Below are 14,090 nucleotides of genomic sequence, written 5' to 3' on the forward strand. Positions count from 1 at the left end.
GCTGTCGCAGTTCGACCGGCGGGCCTCTTCGCTGGGGCCTACGGCATCAGCCGCGACGCCCGATGAGCTTCCAGGACGCGGGCAGCGCGCCCATGGCCAGCGCCGCCTTGAGGGCGTCACCGATCAGGAACGGCGTGAGGCCCGCGGCGACGGCGGCACTCATCGACATCCCGGTGGAGAGCGCGAGGTACGGCACACCGACCGCGTAGATGATCACGGAGCCGGCCACCATCGTGCCCGCGGTGCGCAGCACCGAGCGGTCGCCGCCGCGGCGGGCGAGGCCGCCGACGACCGTGGCGGCGAGCAGCATGCCCAGCACGTAGCCGAACGAGGCACCGCCGGCTCCGGAGCTGCCCCCGGCGAACCACGGCATGCCGGCCATCCCGATGAGCGCGTACAGCGCGAGGGAGAGGAAGCCGCGACGGGCACCGAGGGCGGTGCCGATGAGCAGCGCGGCGAAGGTCTGGCCGGTGACGGGAACCGGGGAGCCGGGAACGGGGACCGCTATCTGGGCCGCGATGCCGGTGAGTGCGGCGCCGCCGAGGACCAGCGCGGTGTCCACGGCGTAGCGGTGCCGGGCTGCGGGCAGCAGGTCGGCGAGGACCGCTCCGGAACGGATGGGGGCGGCAGCAGTGCTCATCAGGGACTCCGCAGGTGAGGGCAACAGGACAGGTGGGGGCAGACTGATGGTGACGTTAGCCGACGGAATATCGCTGGATCATCAGCAGCCGCCCACAAAGCGGTGGTTGAGGAGTTAGTCGGGTTCAAACAAAGAGCGTCACACAATCACCAATGGGCGTGATGCTTGTCACTGAGGCCGGGGCATGTGCGGCACCCGACGCGGGACGGGCCGGTGACCCGTGAGACTGTAGGTTCCCCATAAATGATCCGAGAGTGACCCGCACCTCATGCACGACGCCCCTCCCCCCGCGCCCTCCGCCCTGCCACCGGAGCCCCTGGCCCACGGCCTGAAGCAGCGCCACCTGACCATGCTCGGGCTGGGCGGAGTGATCGGCGCCGGGCTGTTCGTCGGCTCGGGCGCCGGGATCGCCGTCGCGGGCCCCGCGATCGTCGTCTCGTACCTGATCGCGGGCGCGCTCGCGATGCTGGTGATGCGGATGCTCGGCGAGATGTCCGCGGCGATGCCCGCGTCCGGTTCCTTCTCCGTCCATGCGGAACGCGCGCTGGGCCGCTGGGCGGGCTTCAGTGTGGGCTGGCTGTACTGGTTCCTGCTGGTGGTCGTGCTCGCCGTGGAGGCGACGGCCGCCGCGCAGATCGCTCACGGGTGGGTACCCGCGGTGGATCAGTGGCTTTGGGTGCTGGTGTTCATGGTGGTGTTCACCGTGGCCAATCTGACCGCCGTGAAGAACTTCGGCGAGTTCGAGTTCTGGTTCGCCGCGCTCAAGGTGACGGCCATCGTGGCCTTCCTGGTGCTCGGCCTGCTGGCCGTCTTCGGCATCCTCCCGGACACCGCTCCGGTCGGGATGACCAACCTCACCGGACAGGGCGGCTTCCTTCCGAACGGCTGGGACGGGGTGGTCTCCGGCGTACTCACCGTGGTCTTCGCCTTCGGCGGGCTGGAGGTCGTGACGATCGCCGCCGCCGAGACCGATGATCCGGCGCGCGCGGTGGGCCGTGCGGTGCGCAGCGCGATGGTGCGCGTCCTCTTCTTCTACGTCGGCTCGATGCTGATCATCGTGACGGTGCTGCCGTGGACCGCCCAGCAGGCGGGGCTCAGCCCGTATGTGAAGGTTCTGGACGCGATCGGGGTGCCGTCGGCCGGGCAGATCATGAACATCGTGGTCTTCGTGGCGCTGCTCTCGGCGCTCAACGCCAACCTGTACGGGGCCTCCCGGATGGTCTTCTCGCTGGCCGAGCGCGGCGAGGCCCCGCGCGCTCTGCTCAAGGTCTCGGGGGGCGGCTCCGACGGGGTGCCGCGGCGGGCCGTGCTGGCCTCGGTCGCCTTCGGCTTCGTCTCCGTACTGCTCAATCTGAAGTGGCCCGACACGGTCTTCCTCTACCTGCTCAACTCGGTCGGTGCGGTCCTGCTGTTCGTCTGGGCCCTGATCGCCGCCTCGCAGTTGCGTCTGCGCCGGCGCATCGAGCGTGAGGCGCCGGCGGCCCTGACCCTGAAGATGTGGTGCTTCCCCTATCTGACCTGGCTGACCCTGGCCGGTCTGCTGGGCGTCCTGCTGCTGATGCTCACCGATGACGCGGCGCGCTCCCAGGTCCTGTGGTCGGCGGGGGCCACCGGGCTGGTGCTGCTCGTGGCAGGTGTGCGGGAGTTCCGGGCGCGCAGGGCCTGACCCGGGGTCAGCACGTGCTCGGGTGTGCACCATGTGTGAGCCCGGTGACCGTATAGCGGACAACGGTTCCTTGTGGACGGGCAGCATGTCCAGACTGTGGGCCGTCCCCCGTCCCACCAGCGAACAGAGCCTTCCGATGTCCCGGACTTCCGCGCCGCCCCCCACGGACACCACGCCCACCGTCGACTCCGCGCTCACCCACGGGCTCAAGCAGCGCCATCTGTCGATGATCGCCCTCGGCGGTGTCATCGGCGCCGGCCTGTTCGTCGGCTCCGGCGCCGGGATCGCCGCCGCCGGTCCGTCGATCGTCATCGCCTACGGCATCTCCGGTCTGCTGGTCATGTTCGTGATGCGGATGCTCGGCGAGATGTCGGCCGCCAATCCGGCGTCGGGATCGTTCTCCGTGCACGCCGACCGTGCGATCGGACCGTGGGCGGGCTTCACCGCCGGGTGGTCGTTCTGGGTGCTGCTCTGCGTCGCCGTCGGCCTGGAGGGCATCGGCGCCGCGAAGATCGTCACGGGCTGGCTGCCCGGCACGCCCGAGTGGGCCTGGGTCGCCCTGTTCATGCTGGTCTTCCTCGGCACGAACCTCGCCGCCGTGAAGAACTTCGGCGAGTTCGAATTCTGGTTCGCGGCGCTCAAGGTCGTCGCGATCACGCTCTTCCTCGTGCTCGGCGTACTCGCGCTCCTGGGCGTGCTGCCCGGCACGGACTCCCCCGGCGCCTCGAACCTCACGGGAGAGGGCGGGCTCCTGCCGAACGGCTCCGACGGGTTCATCATCGGACTGCTCGCGTCCGTCTTCGCGTACGGAGGTCTGGAGACCGTCACGATCGCCGCGGCCGAGTCCGAGAACCCGGTGCAGGGCGTCGCCAGGGCCGTGCGCACGGCGATGTGGCGGATCGCGGTCTTCTACGTCGGTTCGATGGCGGTCATCGTCGCCCTCGTCCCGTGGGACGACCCGGCGGTCGCCGAGGTCGGCCCGTTCTACGCGGCCCTCGACCATCTCGGCATCAGCGGCGCCGCGGAGATCATGAACGTGGTCATCCTGGTCGCCCTGCTCTCCGCGATGAACGCCAACATCTACGGCGCCTCGCGCATGGCCTGCTCGCTCGTCGCCCGCGGCCAGGGCCCCAAGCGCATCGGCACGATCTCCTCCGGCGTACCGCGCAACGCCGTGCTCGTCTCCTCCGTCTTCGGCTTCCTGTGCGTACTGCTCAGTTACTGGCGTCCCGATGACGTCTTCCCGTGGCTGCTCAACATGATCGGCGCGGTGATCCTGGTCGTCTGGATCTTCATCGCCGTCTCCCAGCTGATCCTGCGCAGCCGGATGGAGCGCGAGGCACCCGAGAAGCTCGTCGTGCGCATGTGGCTCTTCCCGGTCCTGACGATCGTGGCGCTGCTCGCCATGGCCGGCATCTTCTTCCTGATGCTGCGCCAGCCCGACACGCGTGACCAGCTGCTGGCGACCGGCGCGCTGACCGCGGTGCTGATCGTGACCGGTCTGGTCCGGCAGAAGCGGGCGGGGCGCGCGCCGCGCGCCTGAATTTCCCGTGCACACCGCACGGGCCTTCTGGGAGAGTGCCCGCATGAGCCTCCTCCCCGCCGATCCCACAGTGCTCCACCCGATGCCCGGCCAGCCCCGGGTGGTGCAGTTGAAGCCCCTGGTGACCTCGGCGCTCATCGAGGTCGGCGAGTACTCGTACTACGACGACCCCGATGACGCGACCGCGTTCGAGACCCGCAACGTGCTGTACCACTACGGTCCCGAGAAGCTCGTCATCGGCAGGTTCTGCGCGCTGGGCACCGGGGTGCGGTTCATCATGAACGGCGCCAACCACCGTATGGACGGCCCGTCGACGTTCCCGTTCCCCACCCTCGGCGGTTCCTGGGCCGACCATTTCGACCTGCTGACCGGCCTGCCGGGCCGGGGCGACACGGTGGTCGGCCACGATGTGTGGTTCGGCTACCGGGCGACGGTGATGCCGGGCGTACGGATCGGGAACGGCGCGATCATCGCCGCGGACGCCGTGGTCACGGCCGATGTCCCGGACTACGGGATCGTCGGCGGAAACCCGGCGAAGCTGATCCGTACCCGGTACGACGACGCGGACATCGCCCGACTGCTCGCCGTCGCCTGGTGGGACTGGCCCGCCGAGCACATCACCGAGCATGTCCGCACGATCATGTCGGGCAGCGTCGACGAGCTGGAGGCGGCCGCACCCGGGGGCTCCGCCCGGCCGGGCCGCTGAGCCCCCTGGGAAATCAGCCGAGTTCGATGCGGAGCAACGGCAGTTCGCGCCCCGGGATCGAGCCCGACGGGGTCGCCCCGATGCGGACCGCCCCCATCGCCACGTAGAACGGCTCGGCGTTCGGGTCGGCGTCGATGGTGAGCGCTGCGAAACCGAGCCGTCGGGCCGCCGCCATGGTGTGCTCGAACAGCGTCCTGCCCACGCCCCGGCCGATCGTGTCCGGCTCCACGAACATCATGCCGAGGGCTCCCCGGGGAGGCTCCCCGGGGAGGCTCCCCGTCCAGGGTGGTGAACCCCAGGATGCGCCCGTCCTCCTCGGCGACCTCGGTGCGCCGGGAGCCCATATCGGCGGGGCGGACGGTGAGTTCGTCCCTGCAGGCGGCCAGGAATTCCTCGTCGTAGCCCCAGTGCCCCTTCGACCGCAGCGCCAGCTCGGTCAGCGCCGCGGCTTCCTCGGGGCGGCCCTTTCGCATCTTCATCCGGCACCGTCTCCCGCTCCGCGCCGTCGGCGTTCGACGCCCGCCCCCGACCCTACCCACGCCCGTGGCGGATCGGCCGGACACGTCCTCACCCGTCCCGCCGCCGACGCTGCCGCCCAATGCCCACGCGACGGTCCGGGGTCCTAGGACCAGGGGCTGATCACTTTCGGACCCTCCTCCTGCTAGCCTGCAATTGCGAACGACTTGCAATAACAACAGGACAGCAGTTGGAGGGTTCGAACCTATGGCCACGTATACGCTTCCGGAACTCCCGTACGACTACGCGGCGCTCGAACCGGTCATCAACCCGCAGATCATCGAGCTCCACCACGACAAGCACCACGCCGCGTACGTCAAGGGCGCGAACGACACCCTGGAGCAGCTGGAAGAGGCCCGCGACAAGGAGGCCTGGGGCGCGATCAACGGCCTCCAGAAGAACCTCGCGTTTCATCTCTCCGGCCACATCCTGCACTCGATCTACTGGCACAACATGACCGGCGACGGCGGCGGCGAGCCCCTCGCGGCGGACGGTGTGGGCGACCTCGCCGACGCGATCGCCGAGTCCTTCGGTTCGTACGCCGGCTTCAGGTCCCAGCTGACGAAGGCCGCGGCCACCACGCAGGGCTCCGGCTGGGGCGTCCTCGCCTACGAGCCGGTCAGCGGCCGGCTGATCGTCGAGCAGGTCTACGACCACCAGGGCAACGTCGGCCAGGGCTCGGTCCCGATCCTGGTCTTCGACGCCTGGGAGCACGCCTTCTACCTCCAGTACAAGAACCAGAAGGTCGACTTCATCGAGGCGATGTGGCGCGTCGTCAACTGGCAGGACGTGGCGAAGCGGTACGCGGCCGCCAAGGAGCGCGCGGACGTGCTGCTGCTCGCTCCCTGACGGTGTGCAGACGTCCTGCCTCGTGATCGTCTTCTCAACCTTCACCCGGCAGGCGGATGAAAGAAGAACCCCCGCGAGGACATGACTCGCGGGGGTTCTTCCATGGCCGTGCGGGGTCGCGCGGGTGCGTCAGTCGAAGGACGGGCCCTGCGTACGGGTCCGCTTGATCTCGTAGAAGCCGGGGACCGAGGCGACCAGCAGCGTGCCGTCCCACAGCTTCGCCGCGTCCTCGCCCTTCGGGGCGGGGGTCACGACCGGGCCGAAGAAGGCGATCTGTTCGCCGTCGGCGCCCGGCACCGCGATGACCGGCGTGCCGACGTCCTGGCCGACCTTCTCGATGCCCTCCTTGTGGGAGGCGCGCAGCTCCTTGTCGTAGGTGTCCGAGTCCGCGTACTCCGCGAGCTCCACCGGCAGGCCGACATCTTCGAGGGCGCCCACGACGGCCTCGCGGGTCGGGCCCTCGCCCTTGTTGTGGATGCGGGTGCCGAGCGCCGTGTAAAGGGGGCCGACGACGGCGTCGCCGTGCTTCTGCTGGGCGGCGACGACGACCCGGACCGGGCCCCACGCCTTGTTCGCCAGCATGTCCCGGTACTCCTCGGGCAGCTCGTCCAGCCTGTCCTCGTTGAGCACGGCCAGGCTCATCACATGCCAGCGGACCTCGACGTCGCGGACCTTCTCCACTTCCAGCATCCAGCGTGAAGTCATCCAGGCCCAGGGGCAGAGCGGGTCGAACCAGAAGTCCGCCGGGGTCCTGCCGTTCGACGTGCTGTTCTCGGGCATGTCTCTCCTCATGAGGTCGTCTCGCACCTGGGTTCCAGAACGCCGCGGGGCACTCCGGCCATTCCCGGGTGCCGGGGCCATCGGCCGCATGCGAGGATCAAAGCTGTTCGAAAGAGACACAAAGGAGTGTTCCGTGCCCGGTGAGAACCTGTCCCGCGACGAGGCCCATGAGCGGGCCGAGCTGCTGACCGTCGACGGTTACGAGGTCGCCCTCGACCTGCGTTCCGCCGTCGGTGAGCCCGACGGGAGCGCCGGTCCGCGCACGTTCCGCTCGCTGACCACGATCCGCTTCCGCGCCGCGCGTGCGGGGGCCTCGACCTTCGCCGACCTGGTGGCCCCGGCCGTGAGCGCGGTGACGCTGAACGGGAAGGCCCTGGACCCGGCGGCCGTCTTCGACGGCACCCGGATCGCGCTGGACGGCCTCGCCGAGGGCGGGAACGTCCTGGTGGTCGACGCGCAGTGCGCGTACAGCCGGACCGGGGAGGGCATGCACCGCTTCGTCGACCCGGAGGACGGCGAGGTCTACCTCTACACGCAGTACGAGCCGGCCGACGCCCGGCGCGTCTTCGCGAACTTCGAACAGCCCGATCTGAAGGCCCCCTACCGCTTCGAGGTGAAGGCGCCCGAGGGCTGGACGGTCCGGTCCAACGGGGCCGAGGAGTTCCACGAGGGCGAGGAGTGGCGCTTCGCCGAGACGAAGCCCATCTCGACGTACATCACGGTGGTCGTCGCGGGTCCTTACCACTGCGAGAGCGACCTCTACACCCGTACGTTCGACGACGGTTCGAAGCTGGAGATCCCGCTCGGCGCGATGTGCCGCAAGGGGCTCGCGCGGCACTTCGACGCGGACGACATCTTCCTGATCACCAAGCAGGGCCTGGACTTCTTCCACGACCACTTCGACTACCCGTACCCGTTCGGGAAGTACGACCAGGCGTTCGTGCCCGAGTACAACCTCGGTGCCATGGAGAACCCGGGCTGCGTCACCTTCCGCGAGGAGTACATCTACCGCGGCAAGGTCACCTCGGCGTCCTACGAGCGCCGCGCCAACGTCATCCTGCACGAGATGGCGCACATGTGGTTCGGCGACCTGGTCACCATGCAGTGGTGGGACGACCTGTGGCTGAAGGAGTCCTTCGCCGACTTCATGGGGTCCTTCTCGATGGTGGAGGCCACCCGCTTCACCAACGGCTGGATCACCTTCGCCAACAACCGCAAGGCCTGGGCGTACCGCGCCGACCAGCTGCCGTCCACGCACCCGATCACGGCCGACATCCGTGACCTGGAGGACGCCAAGCTGAACTTCGACGGCATCACGTACGCCAAGGGCGCCTCGGTGCTCAAGCAGCTGGTGGCGTACGTGGGACGGGACGCGTTCCTGGAGGGTGCGCGCCGGTACTTCAAGCAGCACGCCTACGGCAACACACAGCTGGGCGACCTGCTCTCGGTGCTGGCCGAGACGTCCGGGCGCGACATGACGTCCTGGTCCCGGTCCTGGCTGCAGACGGCGGGCGTCAACGTCCTGACGCCGGCGGTGACGTACGACACCGCGGACCGGATCACGGAGCTGGTGGTGCTCCAGGGCGCCGCCGCCTCCCACCCGGAGCTGCGCCCGCACCGGGTCGCGGTGGGCCTGTACCGCCTCACCCCCGCGGGCGACCTGGTGCGGTACGCCCGCGCCGAGGTGGATGTCGCCGGGCCGCACACCGTGGTCACGGAGCTGGCCGGGGCCGAGAAGCCCGACCTCGTCCTGGTCAACGACGACGACCTCACCTACTGCAAGGTCCGCTTCGACGAGGGATCCCTCGCCACCCTGCGGGAGCACCTGGGCGACATCACCGACCCGCTGGCCCGCGCGTTGTGCTGGTCCGCGCTGTGGAACCAGACCCGGGACGCACTGCTGCCCGCCCGCGACTTCGTCTCCCTGGTCCTGGCGTTCGCCGGCCGGGAGTCGGACATCGGCGTGCTCCAGATGCTGCACGCCTGGGCCCAGTCCGCGCTCGTGCACTACGCCGCGCCGGCGTGGCGCGAGGAGGGCGGCCGGGCGCTGGCCGAGGGCGCGCTGCGGGAGCTGCGCCTCGCGGAGCCGGGCGGCCAGCACCAGCTGACCTGGGCACGGTTCTTCGCGGCGGTCGCCACCTCGGAAGCGGACTTCCAGCTGCTGACGGGCCTGCTGGACGGCACGGCCGTGATCGAGGGCCTGGATGTCGACCAGGAGCTGCGCTGGGCCTTCCTGTCGCCGCTGGCTTCGCACGGGGTGGCCAACGAGCCGGCCATCGACGCCGAGCTGGCCCGCGACGACACGGCGTCCGGCAAGCGCCACCACGTGCGGTGCCTGGCGTCGCGCCCCTCGGAGGCGGTCAAGGCTCAGGCGTGGGCGGCGGTCGTGGAGTCGGACAAGCTGTCCAACGCGCTCGCCGGAGCGACGATCGCGGGCTTCGTGCAGCCCTCGCAGCGCGAGCTGTTGGCGCCGTACACGGCCTCGTACTTCGAGGCGATCGAACGGGTGTGGGCCGAGCGGTCCATCCAGATCGGCATGGACGTCGTCAAGGGCCTGTTCCCGGGGCTGCAGGACGACCCCGCGACGCTGGCGGCGACGGACGCGTGGCTGACCTCCCGCCCGGACGCGGCCCCGGCGCTGCGGCGGCTGGTCCTGGAGGCCCGGGACGACCTGGCGCGCGCGCTGCGCGGCCAGGAGTGCGACGCCGCGGTCTGATCCGGTGACACGGCCGCCCCGCACATCTGTGCGGGGCGGCCGTCGCACAATCCCCGGCGCGACCGCTCTTTTCGGCAGTCGAACTGCCGTACTTTAGGACGGCGTTGTCCTGAAATGCCGACGGCCTTGTAACAGCGGTTAGCGCTCCTGAGAGGTGCGGGAACCTCCGGGGCATGACCCAGAACACCCCGCTGTCCCCCCGTCCCCTTCACGATGTGCGGCAACGCGTGCAGTCCGCCGCGCAGTTGCGCGCCCAGGGTGTGTCCGCCGCGCAGACCGCCGCGCAGTGCCTGCCGGGCGGGCCGTGGCAGCAGTTGCTGCCGGGCGTGTACCTCCTGCACCCGTGCCCGCCCACGAGCCAGGAGCGCGTGCACGGCGCCCTGTTGTACGCCGGCCGGCCACCGGCCTCCGCACGGCGGACCGTGCCGGCCCAGTCCGGGCCGGGGTACGGCGAGGCGATGATCACCGGACTGGCGGCGCTGGCCCTGCACGGCTTCGCGTCCGCCCCGCCGATGATCGCTCTCCACCGGATCGACGTGCTGGTGCCCCGCACGAGGCGGCTGCGCTCCACCCGGTTCGTCGATGTGAAGCGGGCGGCCTCGCTGCCCGCGCCCGACCGGCGGCTCGGAGTGCCCGTGGCCCCCGTGGAGCGGGCTCTGGCGGATGCGGTGGCCGGGCTCACGGACGCCCCGACGGTGCGCCGGATGCTGACGGAGGCGGTCCGCGGCGGTCACTGCGAACCCGCTACGGTCGTACGGGAGTTGAGTGCGGCCAAGCTGCTGGGCAGGCCCCATGTGGTGGAGGCTGTCGACGCGCTGCTCCTGGAGGGCAGGGCGGTGGCGGAGGACCGGCTGTACGAGATGGTGCGCAGCTACGGTCTGCCGGAGCCGCTGTGGAACGTGGATCTGTACCTGCAGGGCGGCGCGTTCCTGGGCGGGGTGGACGCGTACTGGCCGGACCAGGCCGTCGCGCTCGAACTCGGCACCCGCAGCCCCCGCCAGGAGCACATCACGTACACCGCGGAACGGGAGCACCTGGAGGGGCTCGGGGTGACCGTCGTCCGCGTCACGGCGAAGAAGCTGCGCGAGAGGATGGCGCAGCAGGCGGTGGTGGTGCGTACGGCCCTGATGGCGGCGGACGACCGTGAACCGGCCGCGTACGTGGTGGTCCTGCCGCGGTGAGCGGAACATTCACCCTTTTCGTCCCACATGACGCATCAGCACCGGTGGCGAATGTACGCCATGTCCACTACTCGCCGCCGCCAAGTCTCCACAAACCACTGCCTTTTAGGAAAGGCTGAGCGGTCATCCGGTACCGAATTCCGGACTCTCTCTTTCTTTCACCAACAGGGATGCTGATGACCAAGGAATCCCCCAGCTCCATACCCGGGGCGAGACGCGCGGCGCGCATCGCAGCCGCTGCCGGTCTGGTGGCCGCACTGGCCGCCTCCGGCGCCGCCCCGGTCTTCGCCGCCGACGCCCCGGTGACCACACCGGTGAAGCCTGCCGCCACCAGCGACAAGGGCGACAAGCTCGGTGAGGCCGACGCCGATGTGCTGGCGAAGGCCGAGGCCAAGGGCGAGAAGAACATCACGATGATGGTCGCCACCGCTCCCGGTGCGACCGAGCAGGTCACCGAGCAGCTGGACGCCGTCAAGGGGTCCGTGCTGGGACAGACGTACGACAAGCTCGGCTATGTCCGGGCGACCGTGCCGACCGCGACGGCCGAGGCCACCATCAAGGCGGCCCAGAAGCTGTCCTCGGTGTACGGCATCGATCTCAAGCAGGAGATCAAGCTCGACGACCCGACGCCCACGGGCGACCGGGCCGCCGGTGCGAAGCAGACGAAGTCCACGGGCAGTTACCCGGCGCCCGGCAAGAACACGCCGGCGAAGAACCCGTACAACCCGTCCTTCGAGACGGGTGCGGTCGACTTCGTCCAGCAGCACCCGAAGGCCGACGGCCGCGGTATCACCATCGGTGTCCTGGACTCCGGTGTCGACATCGCGCACCCGGCGCTGCAGAAGACCACCACCGGCGAGCGCAAGATCGTCGACTGGGTGACGGCCACCGACCCCGTGAGCGACGGCGACCGCACCTGGCTGCGGATGACCGCGGCCGTGGCGGGTCCGACCTTCACCATCGGCGGCCGCACCTACTCGGCGCCGGAGGGGTCCTACAAGATCCAGATCTTCTCCGAGGCCGCCACCCTGGGTGGCGACATGGCCGGGGACCTGAACCGGGACGGCGACACCACCGACAAGTGGGCCGTGCTCTACGACCCGACCGCCGGTACCGTCCGCGTCGACCTGAACGACGACGCGAACTTCGGCAACGACGCCGTGCTCCAGCCGTACAAGGACAAGCACCAGGTCGGCTACTTCGGCACGGACAACCCGGCGACCCAGATCGTCGAGCGCATCCCGTTCGTCGTCGAGACCCGCAAGGACGTCGTCTTCGACGCGGCCGGCACCAAGGCCGACTACGTCAACATCGGCGTCATCGAGAGCGAGCACGGCACGCACGTCGCGGGCATCACCGCGGCCAACGGCCTGTTCGGCGGCAAGATGAACGGCGCGGCGCCCGGCGCCAAGGTCGTCTCCTCGCGTGCCTGCACCTGGTCCGGCGGCTGCACCAACATCGCGCTGACCGAGGGCATGATCGACCTCGTCGTGAACCGCGGTGTCGACGTCGTCAACATGTCGATCGGCGGCCTGCCGCCGCTCAACGACGGCAACAACGCGCGCGCCGAGCTCTACAAGCGGCTCATCGACATCTACGGCGTCCAGCTGGTCATCTCGGCCGGCAACGAGGGCCCCGGTGTCAACACGATCGGTGACCCCGGCCTCGCCGACCACGTCATCTCGGTCGGCGCGTCCATCTCCAAGGAGACCTGGGCCGCGAACTACGGCTCGAACGTCACCAAGAAGTACGACATGCTGCCCTTCTCCTCGCGCGGTCCGCGTGAGGACGGCGGCTTCGCGCCGATCCTGACGGCTCCGGGTGCGTCCATCAACACCACCCAGACCTGGTTCCCCGGCGGTCCGGTCAAGGAGGCGGGCTACACGCTGCCCGCCGGCTACTCCATGCTGCAGGGCACCTCGATGTCCTCGCCGCAGGCCGCGGGCGCCACGGCGCTGCTCCTGTCCGCCGCGAAGCAGAAGAACATCGAGCTGCCCCCGGCCGACCTGCGCACCGCGCTGACCAGCACCGCCACCCACATCGACGGCGTGCCCGCGCACGCCCAGGGTGCCGGTCTGATCAACATCGTCGGCGCCTGGAAGCAGATCGAGAAGCAGGGCACCCCGGCGCACGAGTACTCGGTCAAGGCCCCGGTCGACACCGCGATCGACTTCGCGCTGAAGACCCCGGGCTTCGGTACCGGCCTGTACGACCGTGAGGGCGGCCTCAAGGCCGGCCAGAAGAAGTCGTACGACGTCACCGTCACCCGCACCACGGGTCCGGACCGCGCCGTCGCGCACAAGCTGTCGTGGAAGAACAACGACGGCACCTTCAAGCTGGCCGGTTCGAGCACCGTCTCGCTGCCGCTCGGCAAGCCGGTGACCGTCAAGGTCGAGGCGAAGCCCGGCACCGCCGGCGTGCACAGCGCGATCCTGCAGGTGGACGACGCCAAGACCGTCGGCGTGGACCAGCAGATCCTGTCCACCGTCATCGTTTCCAAGGACCTGGTGAAGCCGGGTTACGCGTTCTCGACGACCGGCTCGGTGCAGCGCAACGGCACCACGTCGTACTTCGTGAACGTCCCGGAGGGCGCGGAGACGCTCGAGGTCGCGATGAGCGCCCTGCGCTCGGGCAGCCAGACGCGGTTCATCTCCATCCACCCCTACGGGGTCGCGGTGGAGGACAGCTCCACGATCTTCTGCTACCCGAACTACGAGAACCCGGCCAACACCTGCCGTCCGGACACGCGGTCCTACAAGGCCCCGCAGCCCGGCGTCTGGGAGATCGAGGTCGAGTCCCGCCGTACGTCGCCGCTGCTGGACAACCCGTACAAGCTGGATGTCTCGCTGCTCGGCGCGTCCTTCGACCCGGCGGTGAAGACCATCGCCGAGGCGAAGATCGGCACCCCGGCCGCGGTGGACTGGAAGGTCACCAACAACGCGGGTGACCTCGTGGGCTCGCTCAAGGGCGGCTCGCTGGGTTCGGCCAAGGTCGAGCGTCCGTCGATCTCCACGGGTGAGACGTACGAGACCACGGTCACCATCGGTGAGGGCGTCGAGAAGCTCGACTTCGCCATCGGTGGCACCTCGGACGCCAACGCCGACATCGACCTGTACGTCTACAACGGCGACACGGAGGTCGGTGCGTCCACGACGGCCGGCTCCGAGGAGTCGGTCAGCCTGGTGAAGCCGGCCGCCGGTACGTACACCGTCGTCATCGACGGCTACTCGGTCCCGGCCGGGACCACCGAGTACGACTACCGCGATGTGTACTACGCACCGTCGCTCGGCGCGATCAACGTCGACGAGTCGAAGGCCGTGACCCTGGCCAACGGCGCGTCCGCGCAGGTCGGCGCCGAGGTCGTGGTCGCCGGAGCGGCTCCTGAGGGCCGGCAGTTCTTCGGCGAGGTGCACCTGGTGAACTCCCGCGGCACCGCGGCGGGCACCGGCAGCGTCGTGATCGAGAAGGTCACGCCGTAGCGGTCCGAAGTATC

At 69.7% G+C, this 14,090-nt stretch carries 9 protein-coding genes and 1 pseudogene; 7 read left to right on the top strand and 3 right to left on the bottom strand.

The genetic code is table 11. The features are described 5' to 3' along the window. Window positions 1-46: 46 nt before the first annotated feature. Complete coding sequence (locus ACFQ6X_RS17490; RefSeq protein WP_329211073.1) at window positions 47-640, bottom strand: biotin transporter BioY; 594 nt, start codon at window positions 638-640, stop codon at window positions 47-49. Window positions 641-908: 268 nt separating this feature from the next. Here ACFQ6X_RS17490 and ACFQ6X_RS17495 point away from each other — a divergent pair, with 268 nt between their 5' ends. From ACFQ6X_RS17495 to ACFQ6X_RS17505, 3 genes are all read left to right on the top strand, one after another. Next, the gene (locus ACFQ6X_RS17495) at window positions 909-2,306 is read left to right on the top strand and encodes an amino acid permease (protein WP_383182339.1); all 1,398 of its coding nucleotides are present in this window, start codon (window positions 909-911) and stop codon (window positions 2,304-2,306) included. 136 nt (window positions 2,307-2,442) lie between these two features. Next, window positions 2,443-3,849 (top strand): amino acid permease, encoded by a 1,407-nt coding sequence (locus tag ACFQ6X_RS17500; RefSeq protein WP_383182573.1) that lies wholly within the window; start codon window positions 2,443-2,445, stop codon window positions 3,847-3,849. Window positions 3,850-3,892: 43 nt separating this feature from the next. After that, window positions 3,893-4,555, top strand: coding sequence for a CatB-related O-acetyltransferase (locus ACFQ6X_RS17505; RefSeq protein WP_383182341.1), 663 nt, complete (start codon window positions 3,893-3,895; stop codon window positions 4,553-4,555). Window positions 4,556-4,568: 13 nt separating this feature from the next. On the opposite strand, the pseudogene ACFQ6X_RS17510 reads toward ACFQ6X_RS17505, so the two are convergent. Continuing rightward, window positions 4,569-5,034: pseudogene (locus tag ACFQ6X_RS17510) on the bottom strand (GNAT family N-acetyltransferase). Window positions 5,035-5,278: 244 nt separating this feature from the next. Here ACFQ6X_RS17510 and ACFQ6X_RS17515 point away from each other — a divergent pair. Further along, window positions 5,279-5,920 (top strand): superoxide dismutase, encoded by a 642-nt coding sequence (locus ACFQ6X_RS17515; protein ID WP_383182343.1) that lies wholly within the window; start codon window positions 5,279-5,281, stop codon window positions 5,918-5,920. A gap of 129 nt (window positions 5,921-6,049) precedes the next feature. Here ACFQ6X_RS17515 and ACFQ6X_RS17520 read toward each other — a convergent pair whose 3' ends face one another. Continuing rightward, window positions 6,050-6,700: a DsbA family protein gene (locus ACFQ6X_RS17520; RefSeq protein WP_383182345.1), complete on the bottom strand. Its 651-nt coding sequence runs from the start codon at window positions 6,698-6,700 to the stop codon at window positions 6,050-6,052. A 133-nt stretch (window positions 6,701-6,833) separates the two neighbouring features. Here ACFQ6X_RS17520 and pepN point away from each other — a divergent pair, with 133 nt between their 5' ends. From pepN to ACFQ6X_RS17535, 3 genes are all read left to right on the top strand, one after another. Further along, complete coding sequence (gene pepN / locus ACFQ6X_RS17525; protein ID WP_383182347.1) at window positions 6,834-9,416, top strand: aminopeptidase N; 2,583 nt, start codon at window positions 6,834-6,836, stop codon at window positions 9,414-9,416. Window positions 9,417-9,589: 173 nt separating this feature from the next. Then, on the top strand, window positions 9,590-10,597 hold the full coding sequence (locus ACFQ6X_RS17530; RefSeq protein WP_383182349.1) for a hypothetical protein: 1,008 nt from the start codon (window positions 9,590-9,592) through the stop codon (window positions 10,595-10,597). Between the two features lie 170 nt (window positions 10,598-10,767). Next, a complete protein-coding gene (locus tag ACFQ6X_RS17535) occupies window positions 10,768-14,076 on the top strand; it encodes a S8 family serine peptidase (protein WP_383182351.1) in 3,309 nt (1,102 codons plus the stop codon). Window positions 14,077-14,090: the final 14 nt, after the last annotated feature.

The sequence above is a fragment of the Streptomyces sp. NPDC056452 genome, from assembly GCF_042796085.1.
In the GTDB taxonomy this organism is placed as follows: Bacteria; Actinomycetota; Actinomycetes; order Streptomycetales; family Streptomycetaceae; genus Streptomyces.

Coding starts and splice junctions, on each gene's coding strand:
- ACFQ6X_RS17490 (WP_329211073.1), bottom strand. CDS start 640: ATGAGCACTGCTGCCGCCCCCATCCGTTCCGGAGCGGTCCTCGCCGAC.
- ACFQ6X_RS17495 (WP_383182339.1), top strand. CDS start 909: ATGCACGACGCCCCTCCCCCCGCGCCCTCCGCCCTGCCACCGGAGCCC.
- ACFQ6X_RS17500 (WP_383182573.1), top strand. CDS start 2,443: ATGTCCCGGACTTCCGCGCCGCCCCCCACGGACACCACGCCCACCGTC.
- ACFQ6X_RS17505 (WP_383182341.1), top strand. CDS start 3,893: ATGAGCCTCCTCCCCGCCGATCCCACAGTGCTCCACCCGATGCCCGGC.
- ACFQ6X_RS17515 (WP_383182343.1), top strand. CDS start 5,279: ATGGCCACGTATACGCTTCCGGAACTCCCGTACGACTACGCGGCGCTC.
- ACFQ6X_RS17520 (WP_383182345.1), bottom strand. CDS start 6,700: ATGCCCGAGAACAGCACGTCGAACGGCAGGACCCCGGCGGACTTCTGG.
- ACFQ6X_RS17530 (WP_383182349.1), top strand. CDS start 9,590: ATGACCCAGAACACCCCGCTGTCCCCCCGTCCCCTTCACGATGTGCGG.
- ACFQ6X_RS17535 (WP_383182351.1), top strand. CDS start 10,768: ATGCTGATGACCAAGGAATCCCCCAGCTCCATACCCGGGGCGAGACGC.